Raw genomic sequence first — 23,145 nt, 5'->3', positions numbered from 1 at the left:
CTACTTCGTGTTTCTTAGCATGAACCATAAATTTGACAAACAGTACATTTTTCTGGTTTCGGCGTTTTTCTCCATCAGAATTCTCATTTCTGGCACAGCCTGTCAATTCTTTTGCAAACGCCGTGTCTGGTTAACTTTTAAACTATAATTGATAGGATACTCAATAACAGTTTTATGGATAAAACTGTGCGATGTTTTGGGGGATATGTAATGAAACTTTCACTGTTAACTAAAAAGACTTTATATGGATGTGTCTGCTCTGGTCTGCTGGTATTAGCCCCAGTTACGTTTGATTTTGATGACGGTACATTCAAATACAACACTGTAATTGCAAAGAATGATAACAGTAACAATGGCAAGGGCCGCGGAAATAGCAGTGAAAAGAATAAAGGGAATAGTGGCCAAAACGCCGGTTCTAGCTCTAGCGCCAACAATGGCAATGGCAATGGCAATGGCAATGGCAATGGCAATGGCAATGGCAATGGCAATGGCAATGGATTAGGTAACAATAGAGGTTCTTTAGCAAGTGCTTTAGGGCGTTTGAATGCAGCACACGCATCAGAAAACGGACTAGCTAATGCTTCTGCTAAATCTGTTGTCGGCACTCTAGCGCTATACCGAGACGCAGTTCAGGCAACAAGCGAATTAACTGAAATACTAAATGAAATTTCCGATACCATTCAAGGGTTAGAGGATCAGATTGCCAGTTATGATATTCCAACATTAACAGCAATTAGCGAGCAGTTGAATGCAGATAGTGTCGCAGCTTCAGAAGCCCTAGACGAGGCGCAAGAAGCAGCAAATGCTGCACAAGCAACGGCAGATACAACACAGGCTACTGCAGACACCGCTCAAACTGATGCAAATACTGCACAGGCTACTGCAGACACAGCTCAAGCTGATGCAGATACTGCACAGGCTGCCGCCGACACTGCTCAAGCTGATGCAGATGCTGCACAAGCTGCTGCTGACGCTGACCCAACAAATACAGATCTCGCTGATGCAGCCGCTCAAGCTCAAGCCGATGCCGATGCTGCTCAAGCTGACGCAGACGCTGCACAAGCCAGTGCTGACACGGCTCAAGCTGATGCAGATACTGCACAGGCTGCCGCCGACACTGCTCAAGCTGATGCAGACGCAGCAGCCACAGCAGCCAACACTGCGACTAATGAATTAGATGTCGCTCAGGTTGCAGCAGATACCGCACAAGCAGAAGCTGACGCTGCTGCTCAAGAACTGGCACAGGCTGAGTCTGAAGTTGCTGCTTTAGAAACTGATCTGACAGCTGCCGTGGAAGAACAGGCTACTACACAAGAAGCACTTGATAATTCAGCTCAGGTAGAAGCCGATACTTTAGCTTCAGCTGCTAATAAGGAAATCACCGATGAAGTGATCGCCGCGACTCAAGAACTATTAGGTATCGAATAGTGACCTTCACTAACCAAACCGTACACAGTCTATTTATTAACTGCTGTGTACGGTTAGTTTAAGTCTAGGGCACATTACCATGATTTCTCTGTATCGAAATCCTATAAGCATTTTAACCCTGATGAGCCCCTGATTATTTATGCACTTTACCTACTTTCGGCACTGACCATTCGTTATGAGGAGCTTTGATGAAATTCGTGGGGATCCCTCAGATTTTAATCATCATCTTATTAATGCTAAGTGGATGCACTACCTTACCCAAAAGTGTTTCACACAATATAGAAATGGCGAAGCAAGGTGATGCACAGGCGCAATATAAATTAGGCTTGGACTACACTAACGGTTTTGGCGTGACACAAAATTATGCAACAGCAACTGACTGGTTTTTAAAGGCAGCACAACAAGATCAAATCGATGCTCAATTCATGGTGGCTGTTGCCTATGCCTCTGGTCGGGGTGTTAAACGTGACGAAGAATTAGCCTATGAGTGGTTTGATAAGGCAGCAAGTCAAGGCCATAGCGCGGCCTTATATCAAAAAGCAGAAGCCTTAGCCAACGGACGTGGTATTAGTAAAGATTTGGCGGCAAGCCGGAAATACTACAGAATGGCAGCGCAAAAAGGTCATCTAGAATCTAAATATGCACTTGGGGTTTTTTTGATGACCGGACGAGGTGGTAAAAAAGATATAATCTCAGGTAATGTATGGATTTTATCTGCAGCCAATGATGGCCATAAACAGGCGCAAACCTTGTTTAACACAACAAAGAAAAGCCTTTCTCCTTCTAACTTAGCGAGAGTAAAAAAACTGGCTAAAAATTTATAATCTAACTAGGGCCAGCACACATTTCGGCCGGCCCTAAAAATGACCTAAAGCATGTACATTCTCGCACTACGCGCAGGTATAGAGAATGTATGGTATTGGGAGTCGATTTTCTCGGTAGAGCCAGAAAGTACGTCCGTGTAATTTACATACCAATTGAATTCATATTGATAGGTATCAACCGTCACATTGTGTGTGTCTCCACATTTATTAATCGCAACTATGCCAGACTTTTCCCTCTTAAACAGTATTGAGCATTGATCACTGTACACTACCGTCATTGATTTACCTTGCATTGCGTTATGGAAGGTAATCATTTTTTTCATCAGTGAATCATTCCACACATTTGCCCAGCGACCATTATCTTTGTCCTCGGAGTCTGGCAACTCATCACTATAAATTAACGGCATGCCACCGTCTCGACCAATGACGTATGCATAGGCTAGCTCTTCATCTTTCTCGTCCATGATCTGATACCGAAAACCGTCATTGTTTGGGATGTCATGGGTAATCGTGAAGGTAATGGCTCTATCGCCTTGCAAAGCTTGTCCATATGCCTGCGGATCGTGAAGCTGATTTAACCCGCCACTCATAGAGAACGCAGAACGAATAGAAGCAAATAGTGGAAAGTCATACGCCGAATGAGTTGTGTTGTTCAAATATGGTGCCAAAAATACATCGTAGCTCGTATCACCTACACCGCCGCTAGTAATCACCTCTCCAAATACCTTCACGCCTGAGATAATTTCTGGCGTAAATATTTGATCAATTTGATACTGGCTCATATGTTTAACAGCATCGATACGAAACCCTTTAACACCCAAATCTTTAAGAGCTTTTAGATACAAGCGTTGCTGCGATACAACCCAGGAGTTCGGGTCTAAATCTGGCAATCCTGTATCTCCATCGCCACCGCATAGACGCCAATATTGCACATCCGCAGGATCGTTCCAGTCGGTAATACATCCCGCTGGATGAAAGTCATTTTCAGAAAATAGCCCTTCACTCAAATTTCCAAATAATGTTTGATTGGAATAATACCCACTATTATTGCTGTACTCAGATAAAACGTCTGAACCAGGGTAATTGAGATCGTCTCTTTTCCAACTTTCATTGGCCATGTGATTGAGCACAACATCCGCATATACTTCAACCCCCGCACTACTCAATGCATTGATCATGTTTACAAAGTCTTGCTTATTGCCAAGAGGTGAGTCTAGGATGCGAAAGTCTTGTGGCTGATATCTTGCCCACCACTGACTACCACTTGATTTCATGGCTGGAGCAACGAGCACTTTTTTGTAACCCATTTGAGCAATATCGTTCGCTCTATCGGCAACAACGGAATACTTCCAATTGAATGCATGCAAAATAGTGTCTGCATTCGCTAATTTTGCAACGCCTCCACATACAAACAAAATGATGACCAACAATTTCAACCTTTTCATAGGGTAAACCTCCTGTTAAAAATTCACAGACATGATATTTAACTAACAAGAGATACAAACCACATTATAAAAGCCTTGAAACTTTCATCACTAAAGGTAGAGGTTTTTTGAATAGAATTAAAACTTAAACCACATTTAGTACTGTATTAAGTGACTATTTTTTAAATATTTTTATAAAAAAAAGAAAAGAATGTAGACTACAATATAGTGGCCCGGTCACATTTGTAATACTGACTTATTTAAGTAGCTAGCGTTACGAATATTTTAGCGCAAGCACTAAGTTATAACTAAAGCCAATAGTTATAAAAATATTTGCCTGTATGCTATTCAAATAACTAACGCTTTGTAAAAATAGAAACTCTCATGCCAAATAGTTTGAACTACAAATCTTTTTCATTGGTCGTAATAGCGTCGTTATTGCTTTGGCAAATACCAGCCCCAGAGCTTGTTCAAGAACATACTTGGCATCTACTGCTTATTTTTTTAGTGACTATAATTGCTTTCATCTGCCAGCCTTTTCCAATGGGCGTCATCTCTATTTTTGCGTTGACCGCGATTCTTATCACCAATACCCTTAGCGTCAAAGAAACGCTGAGTGGTTTATCCCACCCTCTCGTATGGTTGGTAGCAACGGCTTTTTTTATTTCCCGAGGCGTACTAAAAACCGGGCTTGGAGTGCGAATTGGCTTCTATTTTATGTCTAAGTTTGGCGATCGGCCTTTAGGCTTAGGGTATAGTTTCGCGATTTCAGACTTAATTTTATCCCCTGTCATTCCGTCTAGCACCGTACGTTGTGGTGGTATTATTTTTCCACTACTCCTATCTGTATCAAAAATATATGGAAGCTCTCCTGACGATAAAACCGAAAAACGGTTAGGAACGTTCCTTATTAGTTGTGCCTTTCAAATTACCAATGTCACCAGTGCGATGTTTATGACCGCTATGGCCGCAAACCCATTAATTATTAAGCTCGCTTCAGACAATCAAGTACAAATAAGCTGGACAACTTGGGCAATAGCGGCGAGTGTGCCAGGGGTTCTATCTTTAGTTGTTATTCCGTTGGCCATTATTAAGTTAGTTCCGCCTGAACTAAAAGCGACAAAAGAAGCGAAAGAATTTGCCAAAAGAAAACTCGCGGAAAATGGCCGGTTGTCGAGAAATGAATGGATCATGATCGCTACATTTACAATGCTCATATTAGCTTGGACTATAGGGCATAGCTTTTGGGGTATTCACGTGACGACTGCAGGCTTTATTGGCTTATCAGTATTGCTGCTTACCGGTGTTTTAGATTGGGATGATATCGTTAAAGAAAAATCAGCTTGGGAAACAATTATCTGGTTATCTACGTTGTTGATGATAACTAGCTCTCTATATAGTCAAGGGCTGTTTACTTGGTTTTCTAACGTATTGGAAGGATATGCATTTCACCATATTAGTTGGTATAAGGCTTTTTCCTCTTTGGTCCTCATTTATTTTGTGGCGCATTATTTTTTCGCCAGTATTACTGCACACATCACAGCCTTATACCTACCATTTTTGACTATCGCTCTGCATGTAGGAGCCCCCCCATTGTTAGCTGCGTTTTCTCTGGGCATCGTTAGCAGCCTAATGGGAGGGATCACGCATTATGCGTCAGGGCCCGCGCCGATTTTATTTGGTTCAAGATTTGTTCCGATAACAACTTGGTGGAAAACTGGCTTCGTAATAGCGGTGCTTAATTTAACCATCTGGTCAACACTAGGCTTAGCTTGGTGGAAGCTTATTGACCTGTGGTAGTTAACACCATTAGTACTCTAGTCCTCAATTCAAGCTACCTGTCGCTAACAATGTTGTAATCTACTTGCCCCGAGTTTTGTGAGTCTTTGCAGTCTGGCAGTTTTTCTAATGGCACTTTTATTAAATCATCGTAGCGCCACATATCACCTGTTAGGTAATCAATAATAAATCCAGGTGGAAAGAAGAGGTTGTAGATATAGGCTTCGTATATACTTTTATGATCTTTTATCGTAATACGTCGGTAGCATTGATCATCAACGGTAATCGTCAAGTCTTTGAATGATGAGGGCTCAAAAGAGACGTCTGCAGGCAAAGTTGTATGATACGATTTATCAGGTGTAGAAATATAAACTCGGGCTTTAGACACCTTATCCGGAGTGGTTGAAGTAATATGTGCTTGTTGCTCACCACTATTTAAAAAAGTGCTGCAACCTGACAATAAAGTGGCTGAGACAAAGACTAAAAATACTAATAAACTTTTCATAGGTGTTTCTCGATTATACCTCGATATATTCTGGATATATGGAATAAATTCAAATTGTTATGCAATACTATCTATAGAGTCTATTAAATAAACATCGCTATTTATCGACGAAATAATAGAACCTTCATTAAATACATGAACGGACTGTTCTACATGCTCTGGCGTGACACTCTTTAAAGATAATGTCGATTCGTTCAATATCGCCCCGTGGGTATGACTGGTTAACTGACCTTCACTATCAAAAGGGTTGTGATAAAGTGCCACCTTCAATTGCTCGTTCACCTTCTGATTTCTGAGATCACTGTAATCGGCTACAACACCCATTATAAATGCCGATACATTTTCAGATTTATGGCTCGGCTCGGAGTAATACTCCTGCTTATTTTCAAAAATATTCTCATTGAAAATAGGCGGTTTAGTCATGTGTGTTGACGAAAGACGACTAAACTGAACCACTCCTACATAAGCCAAAGGCCTTTGGTATTTGTTGTAAATCGTCTCGATGTAATCGCCTAATGATAGATTTAGATTGTTTCCAACAACTGTATTGCAAGGCTGTTCTGTTTTCGGGATTAACAATAAACCTGTTGAAATAAATTCTTCTCCAGACAGCACTTCCGGGTGCTGTCTGCTCGTTGGGGCAATATAGCAGTGATCGTTCACTACTATTGCCTCGCCCAGTTCATCTAGTCCATTTAACGCAGCAACTTCAAATCCATATGAATAATTCTTAGCGTCAAATTTTACGTGCTTTAGGTTTTGAGGAACGAAACCTTCAATGACATTGTCTACGCTACCAATCACTTGGAGTACGCTTTTCACATTAGACTCATTTAAGAAATGTAAACTCATAGCAACCTCATAATTCAATCGTGAAATAGTTATCCTTACGGGATTTAGACAAGCACTTTATTTAATAAACTCTGGATCAACCGCAGTAAGGAAAAGGTCAGCGTTGTCACTATAATCTATGTTTACATCGACAATCATCGGCTTGCCTTGGCTGCCTGACGACAATAGGTTTTGCAGTTCTTTAGGCTCAGAGATACTGTAGCCTTCGGCCCCAAAACTCGTAGCAAATGCAACCATATCTATATGACCCAGCTCAACTGCGGCTTCACGTCCATACTTGAGGAACTGCTGCTCTTTAACCATGTTGTACGTACCATCAGTCCATACAAAATGTTTGAACTCAATTCCTTCTCGTACAGCGGTTTCAAACTCCATAGCAGAAAAAAGAAAACCGCCATCACCGGATATAGAAATCACTTTTTTGTACGGAAGTGCAAGCTTCGCTGCCATTGCCCAAGGCATGCCAACACCAAGAGTCTGCTGTCCATTACTAAATAACAACTGGTGAGGATTGTGAGTAAATACATATCGTGCCAACCACATATACACTGTTCCTACATCACAGCAAACTATGGTGTCTTCATCAATTATCTGTGATAACTCGTAGCAAAAGCGCAATGGGTGAATGGTGCCATGCTTGCCTTGTTTTTCTTTCCCAGAAGAAATTGAGGCATGCAATTCTTGTCGTAATACCGGATAACTATGTGTCGTAATGTCTTGGCAAGTTGAACCTAATAAGGCTAGGTTCAGAGCAATGTCACCCAATAGCTCATAGTCAGGTTGATAGTCAGCTCTAAGGTTTGCAGACCTATAGTCTAAGTGCACCAAAACATTATTTGTTGAGTGATTCCATATCTCTGGATCATACTCCGCTGGGTTAAATCCTATTGTTACAACGACATCCGCGTCACTAAGCACCTTATCTCCTGGTTGGTTTTTAAACAAACCTACTCGGCCATAGAAACAATCTATGAGGTTTGCAGGTATGACACCGGCAGCTTGGAATGTAGAGACAACGGGAATTTCAAATCGTTGGACAAAATTTACGATTTCGTCCGCGTTACAAGTTCGAGACGCTTCTTGACCAAGCAATAAAACTAACTTTTCCGCTTTTTCTAAAACCTTCGCAACACGATTGATTTCTGACCCACTTGCGTGATTATGTGAAGGTTGAGCTCTATTTAAGCAGGAATATTGTTTATCCAGTATTGCCGTAGAAATGTTTTGTGGGACACTAATAAACGACGCACCTGAATATGGCGCTTCCGCTATACGAAATGCGTTAGAGATCACCTCTGGAATATTGGATACTGAAGCGATTTCGGTTGAATATTTACTGACTGGTGCCATAAGGTTCACATTGTCAGTGTTTTGATGCGACTCTTTTAGCTTCATATCCAATGAAACGTTGCCACCAATGGCAACAACGGGGTCACCTTCCGTTGTTGCGGTAAGTAGGCCCGTACATAAGTTCGCAACGCCCGGCCCTGAGGTAACCAGAACGACACCTGGCTTTCCAGTTAACCGACCATATGCTGAAGCCATAAATGCGGCATTTTGCTCATGCCTGCAGAGAATAACGCGGATTTTATCTGAATCTAACAAAGCATCAAAAATTGAGTCGACCTTTGCTCCGGGGATACCAAATACATATTCCACACCTTCGTGTTCAAGGCATTGTACTATTAGTTTTGAAGCGCTCTCGTTCATAATATGTTCCTGAATTTTTCAACAGGCATTCTACGTCAGCAGAAAATTAATTCGCTTCTATACAATGCCTTAACTACGTAAAAGTATGCTTTGATAAGCCCCGGTTTAGACTGAATTAATATCCAGCTGCGTCGTAAGGTCCTTGACCTTTTTTGTACACTAACAAGGTGCGAGTAAATGACAGGACTTCTCTTTCAGATTTGTCATAAGCACGAGTGATGACTGTGACAATGCCTTGATCCGGCCGCGAACTTGACTCTCGTTTATTGATTATCTCAGTCGTAACAGCGAGCTTCTCTCCGGGAAATATCTCGCGATTCAACGTCATGTCTTTCCAAGCTAAATTCGCGACAACACGCCCCAAAGAACGAGTAGTTGCGGCTGTCATCACACCAGCTAAATAAGCTTCGGACACAGGACAATTAGCCTGATCAAATTCAGGGAAGAACTCGCGGACATAATCTTGATCAACGTATTTAGGGTTCCATTCAAGTGAACGTTGGGCATGCTCGATCGCTTCTTCAGGGCGGATAATTTTATGCGCCGCATGAACGTAGACTTCACCCGGGATCAGATCCTCAAAATAGATACCGACAACCTCTTTAAAAGCACCATCTTCTTGGATTTTATATGCGGTAAACTTTTCATCTCCTAGGTCTGTGTCGCCCGCGAATTGACCATAATATGGGTGCTGGCCTTGCTTATATATACGAATTTTATAGTTTACTTTGGTAACCACAGTGCCAAGCTGGTTAACTCCGCGAGTTTGAACAGTAAGCAATCCACAATTTGAATCCGCGATATCTTCCACTTTCAGAATTTCACTTTCACTGTATAAGGTGTCTCCTCCAAATACAGGGCGAATCATTGCAATGTCAGTGAATTCAACAATACGATCTTTGCGAGCAAATGTTTTCCAGCTACTTCCCAGAACTTTTTGCAGTGTCATTGTACTGACACCTAAACAGTGCTTCCATTCGGTTTTCGATGCGTAATTATAATCATAATGAAGCTGCGCAGAGTTCATCGTGTCTGTCGACTCATCAACATTGTCTTGTTGACTAACCGTGATACCGGGACGATGCCTAAATATCTGCCCTTTCTCAAACTGTTCAAAGTCTAAACCAAAGATTTCGCGGTAGGCGTTTTGTCCTACTTTTGCATAAGCACTAAACATAACCATCTCCTATTTAATTAAACCGATTGCTTGGGCTTGGGCAGTAAGCTCATCTCTAAAGTTAGGGTGAGCTAAGCTGATCAAGGTTCTCGCTCTTTGCCCGTTTGACATACCTGCTAGATTGGCACAGCCATATTCAGTCACAACGTGTTGGACATCGGTACGAGCAGTAGTCACTAGGTTATTTAATCGAGGAACAATCTTCGAAATCGTACCACCTTTTGCCGTAGAAGCAGCCGCCAAGAAGCTTTTCCCACCTTTTGAAGAACTTGCTCCACGGACAAAGTCAACTTGACCGCCAGTGCCCGTAATTTGCTTCCAGTTGACAGCTTCAGAAGCCACTTGACCAAACAAATCAATTTCTACAAACGAGTTAATGGAAATCATGTTGTCTATTTTTTGTATGACGCTTGCGTCATTAACGTAAGACGCTGGGTAGCATAAAATAGATGGGTTATTGTCCATCACATCGTAATAGCTTTTGCTTGGAAGCATCGCAACGTTAAATACGGTGTGATATTTATTGATATTTTTATATTTGTTGCTCACATTACCGTTGTTTATTAGGTCGATTTGAGAGCTGCACAATAACTCGGTGTGAATACCCAAGTCATTTTTGTCCATTAGACATTTACCAACAGCGTCAGGCACACCACCAATACCTAGTTGGATACACGCTCCATCCGGAATATAGTCAATGATATGTTCAGCAATCGCATGATCAGCTTCTCTCGGAGGTTTATTTGGCAATACCAGAATATCGCTATTGTGTTCAACAATCGCATCAACGGCACTTACGTGAATGATCCCATCGCCAAATGTTCTTGGCATATTTTCATTCACTTCTAAAACGATCTTTTTCGCAACTCTTGCGGCAGGAATCGAAAAGCTTCCATCCAAACCGAAACTGAAATAACCATGTTCATCCATTGGTGATACTTGCAATAGGTGAACATCTGGCTCTCCTTGCTGATTTAAAAAGCCTGATTCCATATGACTAAAATGGCCTGGAACATAGTCTGGGTACTGAATCTTTCCTTCATATCCCGTCGCTGTTTTGATTAGCGTACCAATTTCACCGCCCATGAAAGGAAGACGCAATTTCACCGTTTTCATCACTTCAGGGTCGTTAAAAAACTCGACTATCTGTGCAGAGCAGCGAAACAAATAGGTATCAATGATGTGGTCAAAAACGCCTTCGCGAGCAGCATCAGCATAGGCTTTTGTTAACGCAACTGGTGTCCCCGCATAGCAACCGAAAGTCACGAAGTTAGCGGATGGAATGAATGTCTCGATGGCTTTTTGTGAGCTCATCAGTTTCGCTTGATATGCGCTATAAACACTCTCTTTTGAATTGTTTAAATCTTGCATTATCTCGCCTCCTCATAGTTAATTCCGGCTTTTTCTAAAATATCTTGGCTATGTTTTACAACGGGAATATCCAGCATTTTTCCTTTGTACTGGCACGCTGAACCATTGGCATTTCTAAATGTAATGACAATTTCCTTAGCTTCATCTATCTCAGCTTTGGAAGGGTAAAATTCTTGGTTAATTGGACCTAATTGGGCTGGGTGAATTGCTATTTTTCCGTTGAAGCCCATAGCCTTAATCTTGCGAGTTTCATCACGTAAGCCAGCTTCATCTTTAAAATCTAAATACGGAACATCCCATGCGACTTTTCCTGCATACTTAGCAGCCTGCACAACTCTAGAACGATAGATTTCTGTATTTTCGAAACTCAATTCAACACCTAAGTCTGCAGCTAAATCTGCGCCACCAAACCCAAGCGCTATAACGTCAGGGTGCGATGCGATACTTGCGGCATTTTCTAGGCCAACAGCGGTTTCAATAATGGCAACTAGCTGAACACTTGTTGTTCTTCCTTGGCTTAGCAACTCTGAATACAGTTCTATTTCCTGCACATTTTGCACTTTGGGCAACCAAACAACGTCGGGTACGACTTGCGCTTTGGCCAATTGAGCGATGTCATTGAGTCCAGATAAAGTACTGATCGAGTTAACTCGCACAGCGGTAATCATTGGGTGGTTTGCCGGAATTTCTCGAAACTCTTTCAAGTATTCAATTAATACGTTCCGCGCTTCATCTTTAAATTCCAGCGCCACTGCATCTTCTAGATCAAGAATAACCATTTGGGCTTCTTCATTGGAACCGGATTTGCCAAATCGTTCCGTACGATTAGCTGGAGTAAATAGCATTGAGCTGCATTGTCGAGATTGTCGTGTATTCATCTGGACCCCTTAATAAAGGAATTTATCATCGCCGCAGGCCGTAATACCTGAGCATTGCCACTATCGAAAAGTTAATACCTAAGTGGTAGTGAAAATCTATAACTGGAGCTAATGATTTACAATCCGACATTTAAAAAACCACTTTTGAAAATTGAAAAATCATTTTTTTTTCATTTATTTTCAAATATATAAATATCAATAAAGTTGTTTTTTTGATGTTATACTTGTTAATTGCTGTGGTCTTTCACATTCTTAAATGGAGTGAGTATGGGGGAAAACAATAAATAAAGCAGATATAAAAAGGTTTAGACATGGGATAGATAAGCCTAGCATATGAATTATATGGCAAGAGTGCTCAAACCTCTTTTACAATCTCGAACAAAGAGTCAAAGACACAAACGAACCTGGTTGTTGTTCTAATAAGATATCTCGATATAAAATAGTGAAACGGTCGAACAGATTGGAGTGGCTTAATAATGTTTACAATGGACAGTATTCCATACTTTATAAAGTTGGTTGAGTGCGGTAACTATTCCGCAGCAGCGGAGCAACTCGATTGTGCGATTTCCACTGTATCTAGACATGTCCAAGCCTTAGAAAAAGAACTGTCATCCCCCCTGTTCATTCGCAATTCAAAAAGCTTTACTTTGACTGAGGAAGGCATGATAACGTATCAGCATGCTGTACAAATTTTTAACCAATTCAACACATTAAAAAGTGATGTATCTCAGAGTTATCACAATATTGGTGGAGAAATTAAGATTAACGGTCCCAATTGGACCTTAGAGAACTTCGTTGCGCCTGTACTTCCACAAATATCCGAAAAGTGGCCAAAGCTAAAATTTTCCTTAACCTATCAGTCGGGGTATATCGATCCCCATCTAAGTGATTTTGATATTTATTTTTTTGTTACTAAACCAGAAGACTCCTCTCTCATCATGAGAGAAATCAGTATCCCTGAGATGTGGGCGTGCGCTACTCCCGAGTATCTATCACAACATTCAAAAATTGAAACGCTAGAAGACTTAAAACAACATCGTCTGTTGTGTGTTTCAAGGTTCTCAAAAACAGCGCCTTGGAATTTTACAAATATACCTTCCAATAAATTTACCGAAGTCGATACTTCAGATGCATGGATGTCATTTACGATCTATAGCATCGGCTTAGCTGCCTGTTTAAGTCACGGTGGAATCTTTATGGCCCCTAAGCAAATGTTAGAAAAAGAAGTGTTAGCGGGTAATTTGAGAAGAGTCTTGGTGAACTACAACTGCAGCACATTTAAACCACAGCATGGTATCCATATGGTTTATACCAAGGAAAACTCACAACTCCCCAAGGTTCATGCAATTGTTAATGACATAATGAAATATGTAGAGTCGAATTTTGCTTAAACTGGAACATGTCACAAGTGCCAAATAAATAAGGTTGGGTAACCTATCAACTCAATAGGTTACCCAACCTTTTATATTTGAAACTCTGAAGTTGCTAATTCAACAGTTCATGTCTTTGGTCATGGCCTTCAGGCAAATCTGCTACCTGTAAAGCGGAAGGATATAGCTTGTAAGCATAAATGATATAACGAGTTAAGCTTGCAAGCACAAAAGCCTCATTCTGCTGGTACGATAAACTCGGTACACTTTGTAGCACAGGTGAGCTTTGATCGGTAAACACTCCTTGAGGAAATTGGAAAGCCGCCACTTCGTTACCTTTATCTGCGAAACTGATTCCCACAGGCAATTTTTGTCGAGATATATCTTTAAACTCCAACTTATTGTTATCTAATACAACATCACCTTTGCTTGCTTTGTGCTTAAGAACTATGCTCCCAGCATTTTTTCCATCTTGTAATATGTCACACTTAATCGGCTTTTTAGGCAAATAAACGGTACCAATACTGTCAGGATCAGAAGTGAATTTTCTTTGCACAACATGGGCATTATAGTCACAATTCACTTGCCAATTGACACTCTGCTTTTTATCAAATAGAGACAGTTTTAATGAACTATGGTAGAAGTAAAGTCTATCCATGTTATTTTCATATAACTCATATTGATAGTTTTCTTCTTTACGCTGAACGTTTTCAGGAAGATCAAATATAAAATCAAAAGGGTAAGGTCCGTCATACTTCACTTTTTTCTGAGCATAGCTTACTTGCCTAACAAATGATCCAGTATACCTATCTCCAATAGCTATTTTTGGCCTAGTTGATAAAGTAAACGTCGGCATATCAACTTCTAGTTTAGGTTGTTGAGCTACATCTTTCGATATTGGCATTTGGTATGAAGCACAGCCAGAAAGCAACGTTGTTAATACAAGGGGAATAGCTATTTTTTGCATATAAACTTCTCCTATTAAAAAATAATTCCACCTAAACTATCAAAAATCATATTAATTAATCAAATAAAAACAGTTTATGTCTAGAGAGAAAAGTTTCAAGTAGAGCTAGTTAGTCTTTTATCTTGAGCACAAAGGCTTGTAGAAAATGACTTGCACTAAAACCAAGAAAAATATAATAAAAAACAAACCCAATCACTTATAGTTACAAATAGAATAGTATTATCGATACTAAAGAAAATAATTCATTAAATCTATAAACTGAAACTTTTTGTTCTAGATACAAAGATTATAGGAAATGAAAATAGGGCGTAGAGAAATTGGTTATTGCAGTCACATTAAAATAAAATAAATCACTACATGCCGGTTATAGTTTGATATCGTAAGCCTTGTAACATATTGTCCCATATGTAAATTGGCTTCGTAATTTAAAGCCTATTATTTATATCTAATACTACTTGGTAGAAGTTACCGCCTCAATTTGTAATTTCTACCTTTTTTATTACTTATGGGTTACATGATTTACTCTATTACTGATTACAGAATAGAAGCGTTACCTTAAAGGGTAACGCTTGGTATTGAATATTTACCTATTAGTAGACTTTGAGCTTTTTCTTGTTTCCCAAGTTCTGCCATCTTGATTGAATAGTTGGCCCGTAGCCCTAAAAACAAAATCGGCTCCTTGAGCTAACTTATCTGCAGGAACGACCACTTCAATATAAACTCCAGTATCACTATCAGCTGCTTTTTCTAGAGCTTTGTCTAACTCCCCTAAATTAGTCGCGCGGCAAGTTAACCAGTTACATCCGAGACTTTTTGGCAGTTCAGAATATTTCCAATCAGCGAGATCGTTATAGTCTTCATCCGGATAACGATTGGTTATTCTCTCAAAAAAGTAACCTCCGTTGTTAACCACTATATAGATAGGTTTTGCACCATATCTGTCAAATGTTCCCATCTCCGTCGCAGTCATCTGATGCCCGCCTTCACCACACACAATAATGCAACGGCGTTCTGGAGCAGCGATACAGTTCCCCAGTAGAGCAGCAGTTCCCCAGCCGATCGCGCCCCAAGACGTTTGAGACTCCAACTCAACACCTTTTGGTAAATCTGCCCTAGCAGAGAAGCAGGTGGAGGCTACCGCAGTATCGGACACAATAATGTCACCCTCTCGAATGAACTTTTGTAACCTTTGATACAGTGGCTCGTAATCAATTAAATCTTCCGACTGTCCAGTTGGTAAGCCAATTGAGACCTCTCCAGATTCTATTTGAGGGAAACTTCCTACAAACTGATCACTCAACTCTTCGGTAAGTAGAGAAATAACATCAGCCATTTCTACATTTTCATACACCTGCTCACCAATGATCGTCTCATGAGGAGTAACCTTCACCAAACCACTTCTATCAAAACGTAAGGTGTGGAAGCCATTATTGAAGTCGTGATTTTCCGTTGCTAACGCCAGAATACAGTCACACTTTTCAACCCAATCAGTGACCTCTGAGTCTGCCAATCCCGTCCAATGGCCGTTGTAGCTTCCAATATAATTTGCATGCTGCATAGACAGCACACCACGATCTTGGTTTAACATTGCAAATGGTAGACCTGACTTCTCAATTAAGGCTTGAGTAGGTTCAACCAAACCATAACGACGAAGGGTGTAGCCCGGCAACACACAGCTCTGCTTAGCCATCATGAATCGCTCCACAATGGCTTTTACTGCTTTTTGTAAAGTGTCTTGATCACTTTTTGTATTTGCAAGAGGAATACTGACTTCTGTCTTCGGAAATATGACAGGAGAATTCGGCACGTCACGAGGAAACGCTAAATAGATCGGTTTCGAATAATATTTCATCGCTGCGAGAACTCTCTGGGTCTCGTACACACAATTTTCTGGTGTAATCACAACCGCGCTATTTTCACCCGCCGTGAGTGGACGTATCATATCGACAAACACATCATAGCGTGGCACAGGATCGCCAACCATATGATGGTAACGACTTTTCCCATCCTGCTCTTGTAAACCAGGCATGCCCGCTAGAGCAATCACTTTAGAGTTTTCTGCATGTGCCCCAGCTAAACCACCAAATGTACATAACTCCCCTGCGCCATAGGTGGTAACAAGTAAACTCACCCCTTTTGTGCGCGCGTAACCATCAGCCGCATAACTGGCATTTAACTCGTTAGAACATCCAACCCAGCGCAACTGTTTGTCGTCCATGATGGCATCGCATACCGGATAAACAAAATCTCCAGGTACACCAAACGCGTCCGTCACACCTAATTCTTTAATCTGGCCGAGTACATACTCAATTACTGTTATTTCTTTATTCATCATTGCCACCTTTTGCAAGTGCCAAAGGCACTTGCTTATTTTGATTGATTCACCACGAAAGCCTTATTTTAATAACCAGCGTTCTCATAAGGGCCTTTGCCTTTGCGATAAACAAGTAACGTACGAGTAAATGACATCACTTCGCTTTCTTCTTTATCGAAAGCCCGCGTTACCACCGTGACAATGCCTTGATCTGGTCGAGAATTTGATTCACGTTTATCAATAATTTCAGAAGTAACAGTCAGTTTTTCTCCTGGAAACAGCTCTCTATTAAGTTTCATATTTTTCCATGCTAGATTCGCTACAACACGGCCCAATGTTCGCGTCGTGCAAGCTGTCATTGCGCCCATCCAATATGCTTCTGCAACAGGGCAATTGCCATCCTTGCTTTTTTCAGGGAAAAATTGGTTGTAATAAGTTGGATCAACGTATTTCGGGTTCCACTCCATAGAGCGCTGTGCATGCTCCACTGCTTCTTCTTCACGAATGATTTTGTACGCTGCGTGCTGATAGACTTCACCTGGTATTAGATCTTCAAAATAAATACCAACCGTTTCCTTGAATGCACCATCTTCTTCTAGCTTGTATGCCGAAAACTTTTCATCTGCGAGATCACTATCAAAGCTAGATTGCCCAAAGTAAGGATGTTGTCCTTGCTTATAGATGCGGATTTGATAATTCACTTTAGTGACAGTTTGTCCCTTTTGATTTATCCCTCGAGTCTGGACTGTTAATAGCCCACATTCAGAATCATCAATATCTTCCACGGACAAAATTTCACTTTCTGAATAGAGTGTGTCGCCGCCAAATACCGGGTGGGTCATTGTGATATCAGTGAATTCCACAATTCGGTCTTTCCGTGCAAAGGTCTTCCAGCTGCTCCCTATCACTTTTTGTAGAGTCATCGTACTAACGCCTAAGCAGTTCACCCACTCAGTTTGTGAAGCATAGTGACCATCGTAATGGAGCTGCGCAGAATTCATCGTATCTGTCGCTTCATCCACGTTGTCTTGCTGGCTGATAGTGATGCCAGGACGATGACGAAATATTTGCCCTTGCTCGAACTGCTCGAAGTCCAAGCCAAAGATTTCACGATATGTATTTTCATTAATTTTTGCGTATGCACTAAACATAATTTTTCCCCTTATTTAATAAGACCCATGACTTTGGCTTGTTCGGTCAATTCTTCTCTAAAGCTTGGATGAGCAAGGCTAATCAAGGTTTTGGCACGTTGTGTGTTGGACATCCCAGCTAAATTCGCGCAACCATACTCAGTAACGACATGTTGGACGTCAGTTCTTGCCGTCGTCACTATGTTGTTCAGACGTGGAACAATTTTGGATAGTTGACCGTTTTTAGTGGTCGATGGTGCAGCCAAGAAGCTCTTACCACCTCGTGAATTACTGGCACCACGAACAAAGTCCACCTGCCCGCCAGTTCCGGTCATTTGCTTCCATGCAACAGATTCCGATGCCACTTGACCAAACAAGTCAATCTCAACAAATGAGTTGATAGAAATCATGTTGTCAATTTTTTCAATTACACTGGAATCGTTAACATAAGATGCTGGATAACAAAGCATCGAAGGGTTGTTGTCTAACACATCGTAGTACTCTTGATTTGGCAACATCGCCACATTAAATACTGTGTGATGACGATGAAGTTTCTTGAGTTTGTTCGTCACATTGCCATTACGTATCAAATCAATTTGAGAGCTGCAAAGTAACTCAGTGTGAATACCTAGATCATTCTTATCTAAAAGAAATTTACCAACCGCATCGGGCACACCACCGATACCAAGTTGAATGCATGCTCCATCTGGTATGTGATTAATAATATGTTCAGCGATGGCATGATCAGTTTCTTTTGCAGGCTTGTTTTTTAATACGAGCAAATCACTGGTGTGCTCGACGATGGCATCAACTTCGCTAACATGTAAAATTCCATCACCAAAGGTACGTGGCATATTTTCGTTCACTTCAATGATGATGCGCTTGGCACGTCGAGCCGTAGGTATAGACCAACTGCCATCTAGCCCAAAGCTAAAATAGCCGTGCTGATCCATTGGCGATACTTGGAACATGTGCACGTCAGGATCGCCTTGTTGAGTCAAAAATCCTGATTCCATATGACTAAAATGCCCCGGAATAAATTCAGGATATTGGACTTTTTGTAAGTTATCTTTCGCAGTTTTAAGCAAAGTACCGATTTCACCACCGATAAAAGGCAATTGAAGCTTGATGGTTTTCAACACTTCGGGATCATTAAAGTAGCTAACAACTTCGGCTGAACTGCGGAAGAGATATGTATCTATAGCGTGATCAAATAAGCCATTTTTTGCTGCATTTGCATAGGCTTTACTGATTGCGACAGGCGTACTAGCATAGCACCCAAAAGTAACAAACTTGGCACTAGGTAGATATTTTTCAATTGCTTGTTCAGCAGAGGTTAGTTTTTCTTCGTATAGCTGTTGAGCACTATTTTGCTCGGTATTAAAATGACTCATCTCAATCTCCTAGTACTCACAACCGGCTTTTTCTAATACGGCTTGGCTTTTTTTCACCACAGGTATATCAAGCATCTTGCCGTTGTATTGGCATGCGGAACCATTCGCTTGTTTAAATGTGATAAGAATTTCTTTCGCTTCATTAATTTCATCTACAGTTGGATAAAAGACGTCATTAATTGGCGCTAATTGAGCAGGGTGAATTGCGATTTTGGCATTAAAGCCCATGGCTTTAATCTGTTGCGTTTCCTTACGTAAACCTACCTCATCACGAAAGTCTAAATAAGGTACATCCCACGCGCCTTTTCCAGCGAATTTCGCCGCTTGAACAACCCTAGCTCGATAGACTGAGGTATTACTAAAATCAAGCTCAACACCTAAGTCAGCGGCCAAATCAGCACCACCAAACCCAATCGCAACTACATCAGGGTGAGCCGCAATTTGGTGCGCATTTTCAAGTCCAACGGCCGTTTCTATGGCGGCGAGAAACTGTACGTTTTTGTCTCTACCTTGATTAAGTAGCTCAGAATATAGTTCTATCTCTTGAACGTTTTGAACTTTAGGCAAGAACACCACGTCTGGCACTACGTTTTCCCTTACAAGGCTAACTATGTCCTTCAATCCCGCATGAGTACTGATCGCATTAATTCGAACGACAGTGATCATGGGATGATCAGCCGGAATAACTTTTTTGGTTTTTAAGTACCCAATCAAGATTTCTCTGGCTTCATCCTTATAGGGCAATGCAACCGCATCTTCTAGATCGAGCACCACCACTTGCGCATTTGGATTGTTGGAAGACTTTTCGTACCGGTCAATTTTGTTTGCTGGCGTAAACAGAGCAGAACTGCAATGCTCTAACATTAATACACTCATAACATAACCCCTGGTTTTGTAAGATTAGATTTTTGTCCCTGTCGTTATTATTCATCCGATGAATTAATAACAACCATATCTCAACCTTTTAGACACAAAAACAGCATGGATTAGAAACAGTTTTCGAAATAAAGGAGTAATCAAAACTCTATCATTTCAGATAATAGTTTGAACGTAAGTATCACTTCATCTGATACTAAAATAATGATAAATAAAGATATAACTCAATGAACACAAGAGGAAGGCAAATGACTTTTTCTACGGTTAGTTAGGAGTAATCAGAAAATCAGAAGAAAAGTTGTTAACATTTCGATTTTGGAAACTTAGGTACCATTTAATGAAAAGCCTTTCATCAAAACAATAATCATATAGCTATATTGTTAACCAGGTACTCAATGACCAACTTATTTCTCGGCACCCGGCTGCTGTCTTTGGTATAAGCAATATAAATATTTTGATCTCCTGAAATTGTACTAACACTATAGGCTGGCAATAAATGAACAAGTTTATTTTGCTTAAAACCTACTTCGGCTAAATTCCTTGGCAACAAGGTAACTCCAGCATGATTTGTACAAGCTTGATAAGCAACATGATAATTTTGACAACAAAGCTTTGAGTTGCGATTGTTCAAAACGGTACACTGGCCAGTAATAAGATGCTTAAACGTCCACTCGCTAATTGTTCTATTTCTAGCTATCACCAACTTATCATGTCTATCTAAATCGAAAGGAGTGTGTAACGATGCAGAGTTTTCGATATATTCAGGGCTAGCACACAAAAGAAATTCTGGGCCCGGCATTGGCCTCATGATCAAAGATGAGTCCTTCTGCTTAAATACATAGATATATATATCACTTTCTGATATGTAAGGATCTGGTGCTTCTAAATTAGTAGTTAGATTAAAAGTTAGGCCAGGCCATTGTGTTATTATTTCCGCCAACAAAGGGGCGATTAAATTTTCCGCTATCCATGGCGATGCATTGACCTCAACATGACCTGCTATATTTTTATTATATTGTGAAATATCAGACTTAAGCTTTTCGTAATTAACATATATATCTTTTACTTTTTCGTAAATAACTTGTCCTTCACTGGTTAACATGACTTTTCGTGTACTCCGAACAAACAGTTTTGTAGACAATTCGTTTTCGAAGTTATCGATGTAGCGAGTCACCGTTGATGTAGCACAATTTAGCCTTTCCGCAGCAGAGCTAAAACCACCACTCTCTACAACAGCCAAGAAATAAGGTATATGCATCATCGAAAATCATTCCTCTTGGTTAGTTTATTTCATTAAGTAGCATATTAAATTTCCGGCATGTTATTAATAAAATAATCAATCACAAACTTATTTCTTGGTATACGGATACTTTCTTTTGTATAAGCAATATAGATGCCTTGACCACCATAAATTCCGGTACTTTGATAAGCACTGAGCACTTGAACTAGTTTTTTCTCTTTAAAACCAACTTCAGCTAAATTACTGGGCAACAGGGCCACTCCTGCATGATTGACGCAAGCCTGATATATCGCGCGGTAGTCTTGGCATCTAAGTTTTGGCTTAGAGTTTTGTATCTCGGTGTGACGACCAGTGGTAAGGTGTTCGAAAGACCAATTACTTGGCCGATTATTTCTAGAAAATACCAACCTATTGTGACTGTCTAGATCATTTGGCGTTATGATCTCTGGTGAATTTTCTAGGTATTTATAGCTTGAACACAAAATATATTTTGGGCTAGAGACAGGCTTCATAATTAGTGATGAATCCACCTCCTTAAAGACGTGCACGTAGATATCGCTCTCAGAAATAGACGGGGCTGGCGCTTCTAAATTATTTATGATACTAAATGTTAACCTCGGCCATTTTCTCATAATTTCCGATATAACAGGTGATAGAAGATATTCGCTAATCCATGGGGTGGCATTAATCTCCACATGGCCAACCATATCGTGATTGTATCGTGAGATATCTGATTTAACTTGCTCATAATCTGCGTACAAACCTTTAACACGCTCGTAAACGATACTCCCTTCACTGGTTAAAACGACTTTTCGGGTGCTTCGAACAAACAGCTTCGTTGACAGCTCCTCTTCAAAACTGTCAATGTATCGTGTCACTGTGGACGTTGCGCAATCTAACTTTTCCGCCGCTAAGCTGAAACCTCCACACTCAACAACGGCCAGAAAATAAGGTATGTGCATCATTGGATAAGAACCACCCATTCAAAAGCTAATGACTAAATATACTGCCAAAAAAGATAACTAACAAAACTATCGATTCAAGAATAAGGTAACAGGATCGTTAAAATTGCTGTACACGAATCACATACCCAAGGGTCGACGCAATTTAACCTAATTTAGTTGACGATTTTTTAACCGAACATGAGCTTGATTACTTATTTGTCTTAGACTTTTGCAAGCAGAACATCGAAGTTGTTGAGATAAAATTAAATCCGTCAAATAGTCAGTATATTGATTTAGCTGATGCTGCGATAAGTGCTTTAATGAATATATTTCCTTGTCCATAAGTGCTTATTTCCTTTACTGCTTTATTAGATTTATCGACCTATAAGGCGATTTCATTAGCAAAATAACGTTAATAACTACTTTTCAATCGAGTTTTCTCAACCGCAATCTAAGTAACCTCAGGTTTGGATAAGAAAGTCAACAACACCCAATCTTTCAATTAGATATAAAGTTTAATAACTCTGTGCGGCTATTTAAGATGGATTACAAGGCAAAATCATAAGACAATAGCGAGTCTATTGCGTTGATTTTATAGCTGTTAGGCGCTTAAAGAGCCGTGCTGAGTGGCTTAGCTTATCCGAAGTTGAGGTTAAGTAAGTCAGATCGCCCAGAGAGTTCAGCACTCTCTGGGCGAGTATGGTTTCAATGTAAACTATTAACTTTCTGCCGCCCTAACTGCTTTGGTTATGACATCAAAAAGCCAAGTGGTAAAAAACCCGACCGAAACATACGCTAATTGCTCTTCAGCGGTGGCAGGGTCCATTTCACTCAACAACAATATTTCTAAGCATAATAAATTTGTTACGGTTTTCTTTTTCCATTCTTACACCCCATACAATATTTATATATTCTACAAAATTCAATGATAAATTAAATCTATTGGAATTATTCCCAAAATA

At 40.4% G+C, this 23,145-nt stretch carries 18 protein-coding genes; 4 read left to right on the top strand and 14 right to left on the bottom strand.

Going from position 1 to position 23,145, the window contains the following annotated elements:
* Positions 1–210: 210 nt before the first annotated feature.
* On the top strand, positions 211–1,428 hold the full coding sequence (locus ACM2FC_RS01925) for a hypothetical protein (RefSeq protein ID WP_498479133.1): 1,218 nt from the start codon (positions 211–213) through the stop codon (positions 1,426–1,428).
* Between the two features lie 188 nt (positions 1,429–1,616).
* Entirely contained in the window at positions 1,617–2,252 is a 636-nt protein-coding gene (locus ACM2FC_RS01920) for a tetratricopeptide repeat protein (RefSeq protein ID WP_498479505.1), read from the top strand.
* A 44-nt stretch (positions 2,253–2,296) separates the two neighbouring features.
* Here the strand turns inward: ACM2FC_RS01920 and ACM2FC_RS01915 are convergent, their stop codons facing one another.
* Complete coding sequence (locus tag ACM2FC_RS01915; protein WP_498479132.1) at positions 2,297–3,697, bottom strand: alpha-amylase family protein; 1,401 nt, start codon at positions 3,695–3,697, stop codon at positions 2,297–2,299.
* Between the two features lie 363 nt (positions 3,698–4,060).
* On the opposite strand from ACM2FC_RS01915, the gene ACM2FC_RS01910 reads away from it, so the two are divergent.
* Complete coding sequence (locus ACM2FC_RS01910; protein ID WP_498479131.1) at positions 4,061–5,476, top strand: DASS family sodium-coupled anion symporter; 1,416 nt, start codon at positions 4,061–4,063, stop codon at positions 5,474–5,476.
* Positions 5,477–5,510: 34 nt separating this feature from the next.
* Here the strand turns inward: ACM2FC_RS01910 and ACM2FC_RS01905 are convergent, their stop codons facing one another.
* The 6 genes from ACM2FC_RS01905 to ACM2FC_RS01880 all read right to left on the bottom strand — a co-directional run bounded on the left by ACM2FC_RS01905 (position 5,511) and on the right by ACM2FC_RS01880 (position 11,948).
* The gene (locus tag ACM2FC_RS01905) at positions 5,511–5,960 is read right to left on the bottom strand and encodes a hypothetical protein (protein ID WP_498479130.1); all 450 of its coding nucleotides are present in this window, start codon (positions 5,958–5,960) and stop codon (positions 5,511–5,513) included.
* 57 nt (positions 5,961–6,017) lie between these two features.
* Positions 6,018–6,782 carry a hypothetical protein gene (locus ACM2FC_RS01900; RefSeq protein ID WP_498479129.1) on the bottom strand — a complete coding sequence of 255 codons (765 nt, stop codon included), beginning with the start codon at positions 6,780–6,782 and terminating at the stop codon, positions 6,018–6,020.
* Positions 6,783–6,869: 87 nt separating this feature from the next.
* Positions 6,870–8,522 carry an acetolactate synthase AlsS gene (gene alsS / locus ACM2FC_RS01895; protein WP_498479128.1) on the bottom strand — a complete coding sequence of 551 codons (1,653 nt, stop codon included), beginning with the start codon at positions 8,520–8,522 and terminating at the stop codon, positions 6,870–6,872.
* Positions 8,523–8,637: 115 nt separating this feature from the next.
* Complete coding sequence (locus ACM2FC_RS01890; RefSeq protein WP_498479127.1) at positions 8,638–9,699, bottom strand: hypothetical protein; 1,062 nt, start codon at positions 9,697–9,699, stop codon at positions 8,638–8,640.
* A 9-nt stretch (positions 9,700–9,708) separates the two neighbouring features.
* Positions 9,709–11,070 (bottom strand): acetyl-CoA hydrolase/transferase family protein, encoded by a 1,362-nt coding sequence (locus tag ACM2FC_RS01885; RefSeq protein WP_498479126.1) that lies wholly within the window; start codon positions 11,068–11,070, stop codon positions 9,709–9,711.
* On the bottom strand, positions 11,070–11,948 hold the full coding sequence (locus tag ACM2FC_RS01880) for an HpcH/HpaI aldolase/citrate lyase family protein (RefSeq protein ID WP_498479125.1): 879 nt from the start codon (positions 11,946–11,948) through the stop codon (positions 11,070–11,072). The genes ACM2FC_RS01885 and ACM2FC_RS01880 overlap by 1 nt, the downstream gene beginning before the upstream one ends.
* A gap of 476 nt (positions 11,949–12,424) precedes the next feature.
* Here ACM2FC_RS01880 and ACM2FC_RS01875 point away from each other — a divergent pair, with 476 nt between their 5' ends.
* The gene (locus tag ACM2FC_RS01875) at positions 12,425–13,339 is read left to right on the top strand and encodes a LysR family transcriptional regulator (RefSeq protein WP_498479124.1); all 915 of its coding nucleotides are present in this window, start codon (positions 12,425–12,427) and stop codon (positions 13,337–13,339) included.
* 94 nt (positions 13,340–13,433) lie between these two features.
* On the opposite strand, the gene ACM2FC_RS01870 is transcribed toward ACM2FC_RS01875, so the two are convergent.
* The 7 genes from ACM2FC_RS01870 to ACM2FC_RS01840 form a co-directional block, all read right to left on the bottom strand.
* Positions 13,434–14,285 (bottom strand): hypothetical protein, encoded by an 852-nt coding sequence (locus tag ACM2FC_RS01870; RefSeq protein ID WP_498479123.1) that lies wholly within the window; start codon positions 14,283–14,285, stop codon positions 13,434–13,436.
* Positions 14,286–14,868: 583 nt separating this feature from the next.
* The gene (locus ACM2FC_RS01865; RefSeq protein ID WP_498479122.1) at positions 14,869–16,617 is read right to left on the bottom strand and encodes an alpha-keto acid decarboxylase family protein; all 1,749 of its coding nucleotides are present in this window, start codon (positions 16,615–16,617) and stop codon (positions 14,869–14,871) included.
* Positions 16,618–16,685: 68 nt separating this feature from the next.
* Positions 16,686–17,750 (bottom strand): hypothetical protein, encoded by a 1,065-nt coding sequence (locus ACM2FC_RS01860; protein ID WP_498479121.1) that lies wholly within the window; start codon positions 17,748–17,750, stop codon positions 16,686–16,688.
* Positions 17,751–17,761: 11 nt separating this feature from the next.
* Positions 17,762–19,123, bottom strand: coding sequence for an acetyl-CoA hydrolase/transferase family protein (locus ACM2FC_RS01855; RefSeq protein ID WP_498479120.1), 1,362 nt, complete (start codon positions 19,121–19,123; stop codon positions 17,762–17,764).
* A 9-nt stretch (positions 19,124–19,132) separates the two neighbouring features.
* The gene (locus ACM2FC_RS01850) at positions 19,133–19,999 is read right to left on the bottom strand and encodes an HpcH/HpaI aldolase/citrate lyase family protein (protein WP_498479119.1); all 867 of its coding nucleotides are present in this window, start codon (positions 19,997–19,999) and stop codon (positions 19,133–19,135) included.
* 364 nt (positions 20,000–20,363) lie between these two features.
* A complete protein-coding gene (locus ACM2FC_RS01845) occupies positions 20,364–21,257 on the bottom strand; it encodes a LysR family transcriptional regulator (protein ID WP_498479504.1) in 894 nt (297 codons plus the stop codon).
* 47 nt (positions 21,258–21,304) lie between these two features.
* Entirely contained in the window at positions 21,305–22,204 is a 900-nt protein-coding gene (locus tag ACM2FC_RS01840) for a LysR family transcriptional regulator (RefSeq protein ID WP_498479118.1), read from the bottom strand.
* Positions 22,205–23,145: the final 941 nt, after the last annotated feature.

It is taken from the genome of Vibrio sp. A37 (genome assembly GCF_059777565.1).
The sequence above is the reverse complement of the archived record's forward strand: the minus strand, read 5'-3'. Positions and strand labels throughout refer to the sequence as shown.

Coding starts and splice junctions, on each gene's coding strand:
- ACM2FC_RS01870 (WP_498479123.1), bottom strand. CDS start 14,285: ATGCAAAAAATAGCTATTCCCCTTGTATTAACAACGTTGCTTTCTGGC.
- ACM2FC_RS01920 (WP_498479505.1), top strand. CDS start 1,617: ATGAAATTCGTGGGGATCCCTCAGATTTTAATCATCATCTTATTAATG.
- ACM2FC_RS01885 (WP_498479126.1), bottom strand. CDS start 11,070: ATGCAAGATTTAAACAATTCAAAAGAGAGTGTTTATAGCGCATATCAA.
- ACM2FC_RS01860 (WP_498479121.1), bottom strand. CDS start 17,750: ATGTTTAGTGCATACGCAAAAATTAATGAAAATACATATCGTGAAATC.
- alsS (WP_498479128.1), bottom strand. CDS start 8,522: ATGAACGAGAGCGCTTCAAAACTAATAGTACAATGCCTTGAACACGAA.
- ACM2FC_RS01880 (WP_498479125.1), bottom strand. CDS start 11,948: ATGAATACACGACAATCTCGACAATGCAGCTCAATGCTATTTACTCCA.
- ACM2FC_RS01855 (WP_498479120.1), bottom strand. CDS start 19,123: ATGAGTCATTTTAATACCGAGCAAAATAGTGCTCAACAGCTATACGAA.
- ACM2FC_RS01840 (WP_498479118.1), bottom strand. CDS start 22,204: ATGATGCACATACCTTATTTTCTGGCCGTTGTTGAGTGTGGAGGTTTC.
- ACM2FC_RS01925 (WP_498479133.1), top strand. CDS start 211: ATGAAACTTTCACTGTTAACTAAAAAGACTTTATATGGATGTGTCTGC.
- ACM2FC_RS01905 (WP_498479130.1), bottom strand. CDS start 5,960: ATGAAAAGTTTATTAGTATTTTTAGTCTTTGTCTCAGCCACTTTATTG.
- ACM2FC_RS01875 (WP_498479124.1), top strand. CDS start 12,425: ATGTTTACAATGGACAGTATTCCATACTTTATAAAGTTGGTTGAGTGC.
- ACM2FC_RS01845 (WP_498479504.1), bottom strand. CDS start 21,257: ATGCATATACCTTATTTCTTGGCTGTTGTAGAGAGTGGTGGTTTTAGC.
- ACM2FC_RS01890 (WP_498479127.1), bottom strand. CDS start 9,699: ATGTTTAGTGCTTATGCAAAAGTAGGACAAAACGCCTACCGCGAAATC.
- ACM2FC_RS01865 (WP_498479122.1), bottom strand. CDS start 16,617: ATGAATAAAGAAATAACAGTAATTGAGTATGTACTCGGCCAGATTAAA.
- ACM2FC_RS01915 (WP_498479132.1), bottom strand. CDS start 3,697: ATGAAAAGGTTGAAATTGTTGGTCATCATTTTGTTTGTATGTGGAGGC.
- ACM2FC_RS01850 (WP_498479119.1), bottom strand. CDS start 19,999: ATGAGTGTATTAATGTTAGAGCATTGCAGTTCTGCTCTGTTTACGCCA.
- ACM2FC_RS01910 (WP_498479131.1), top strand. CDS start 4,061: ATGCCAAATAGTTTGAACTACAAATCTTTTTCATTGGTCGTAATAGCG.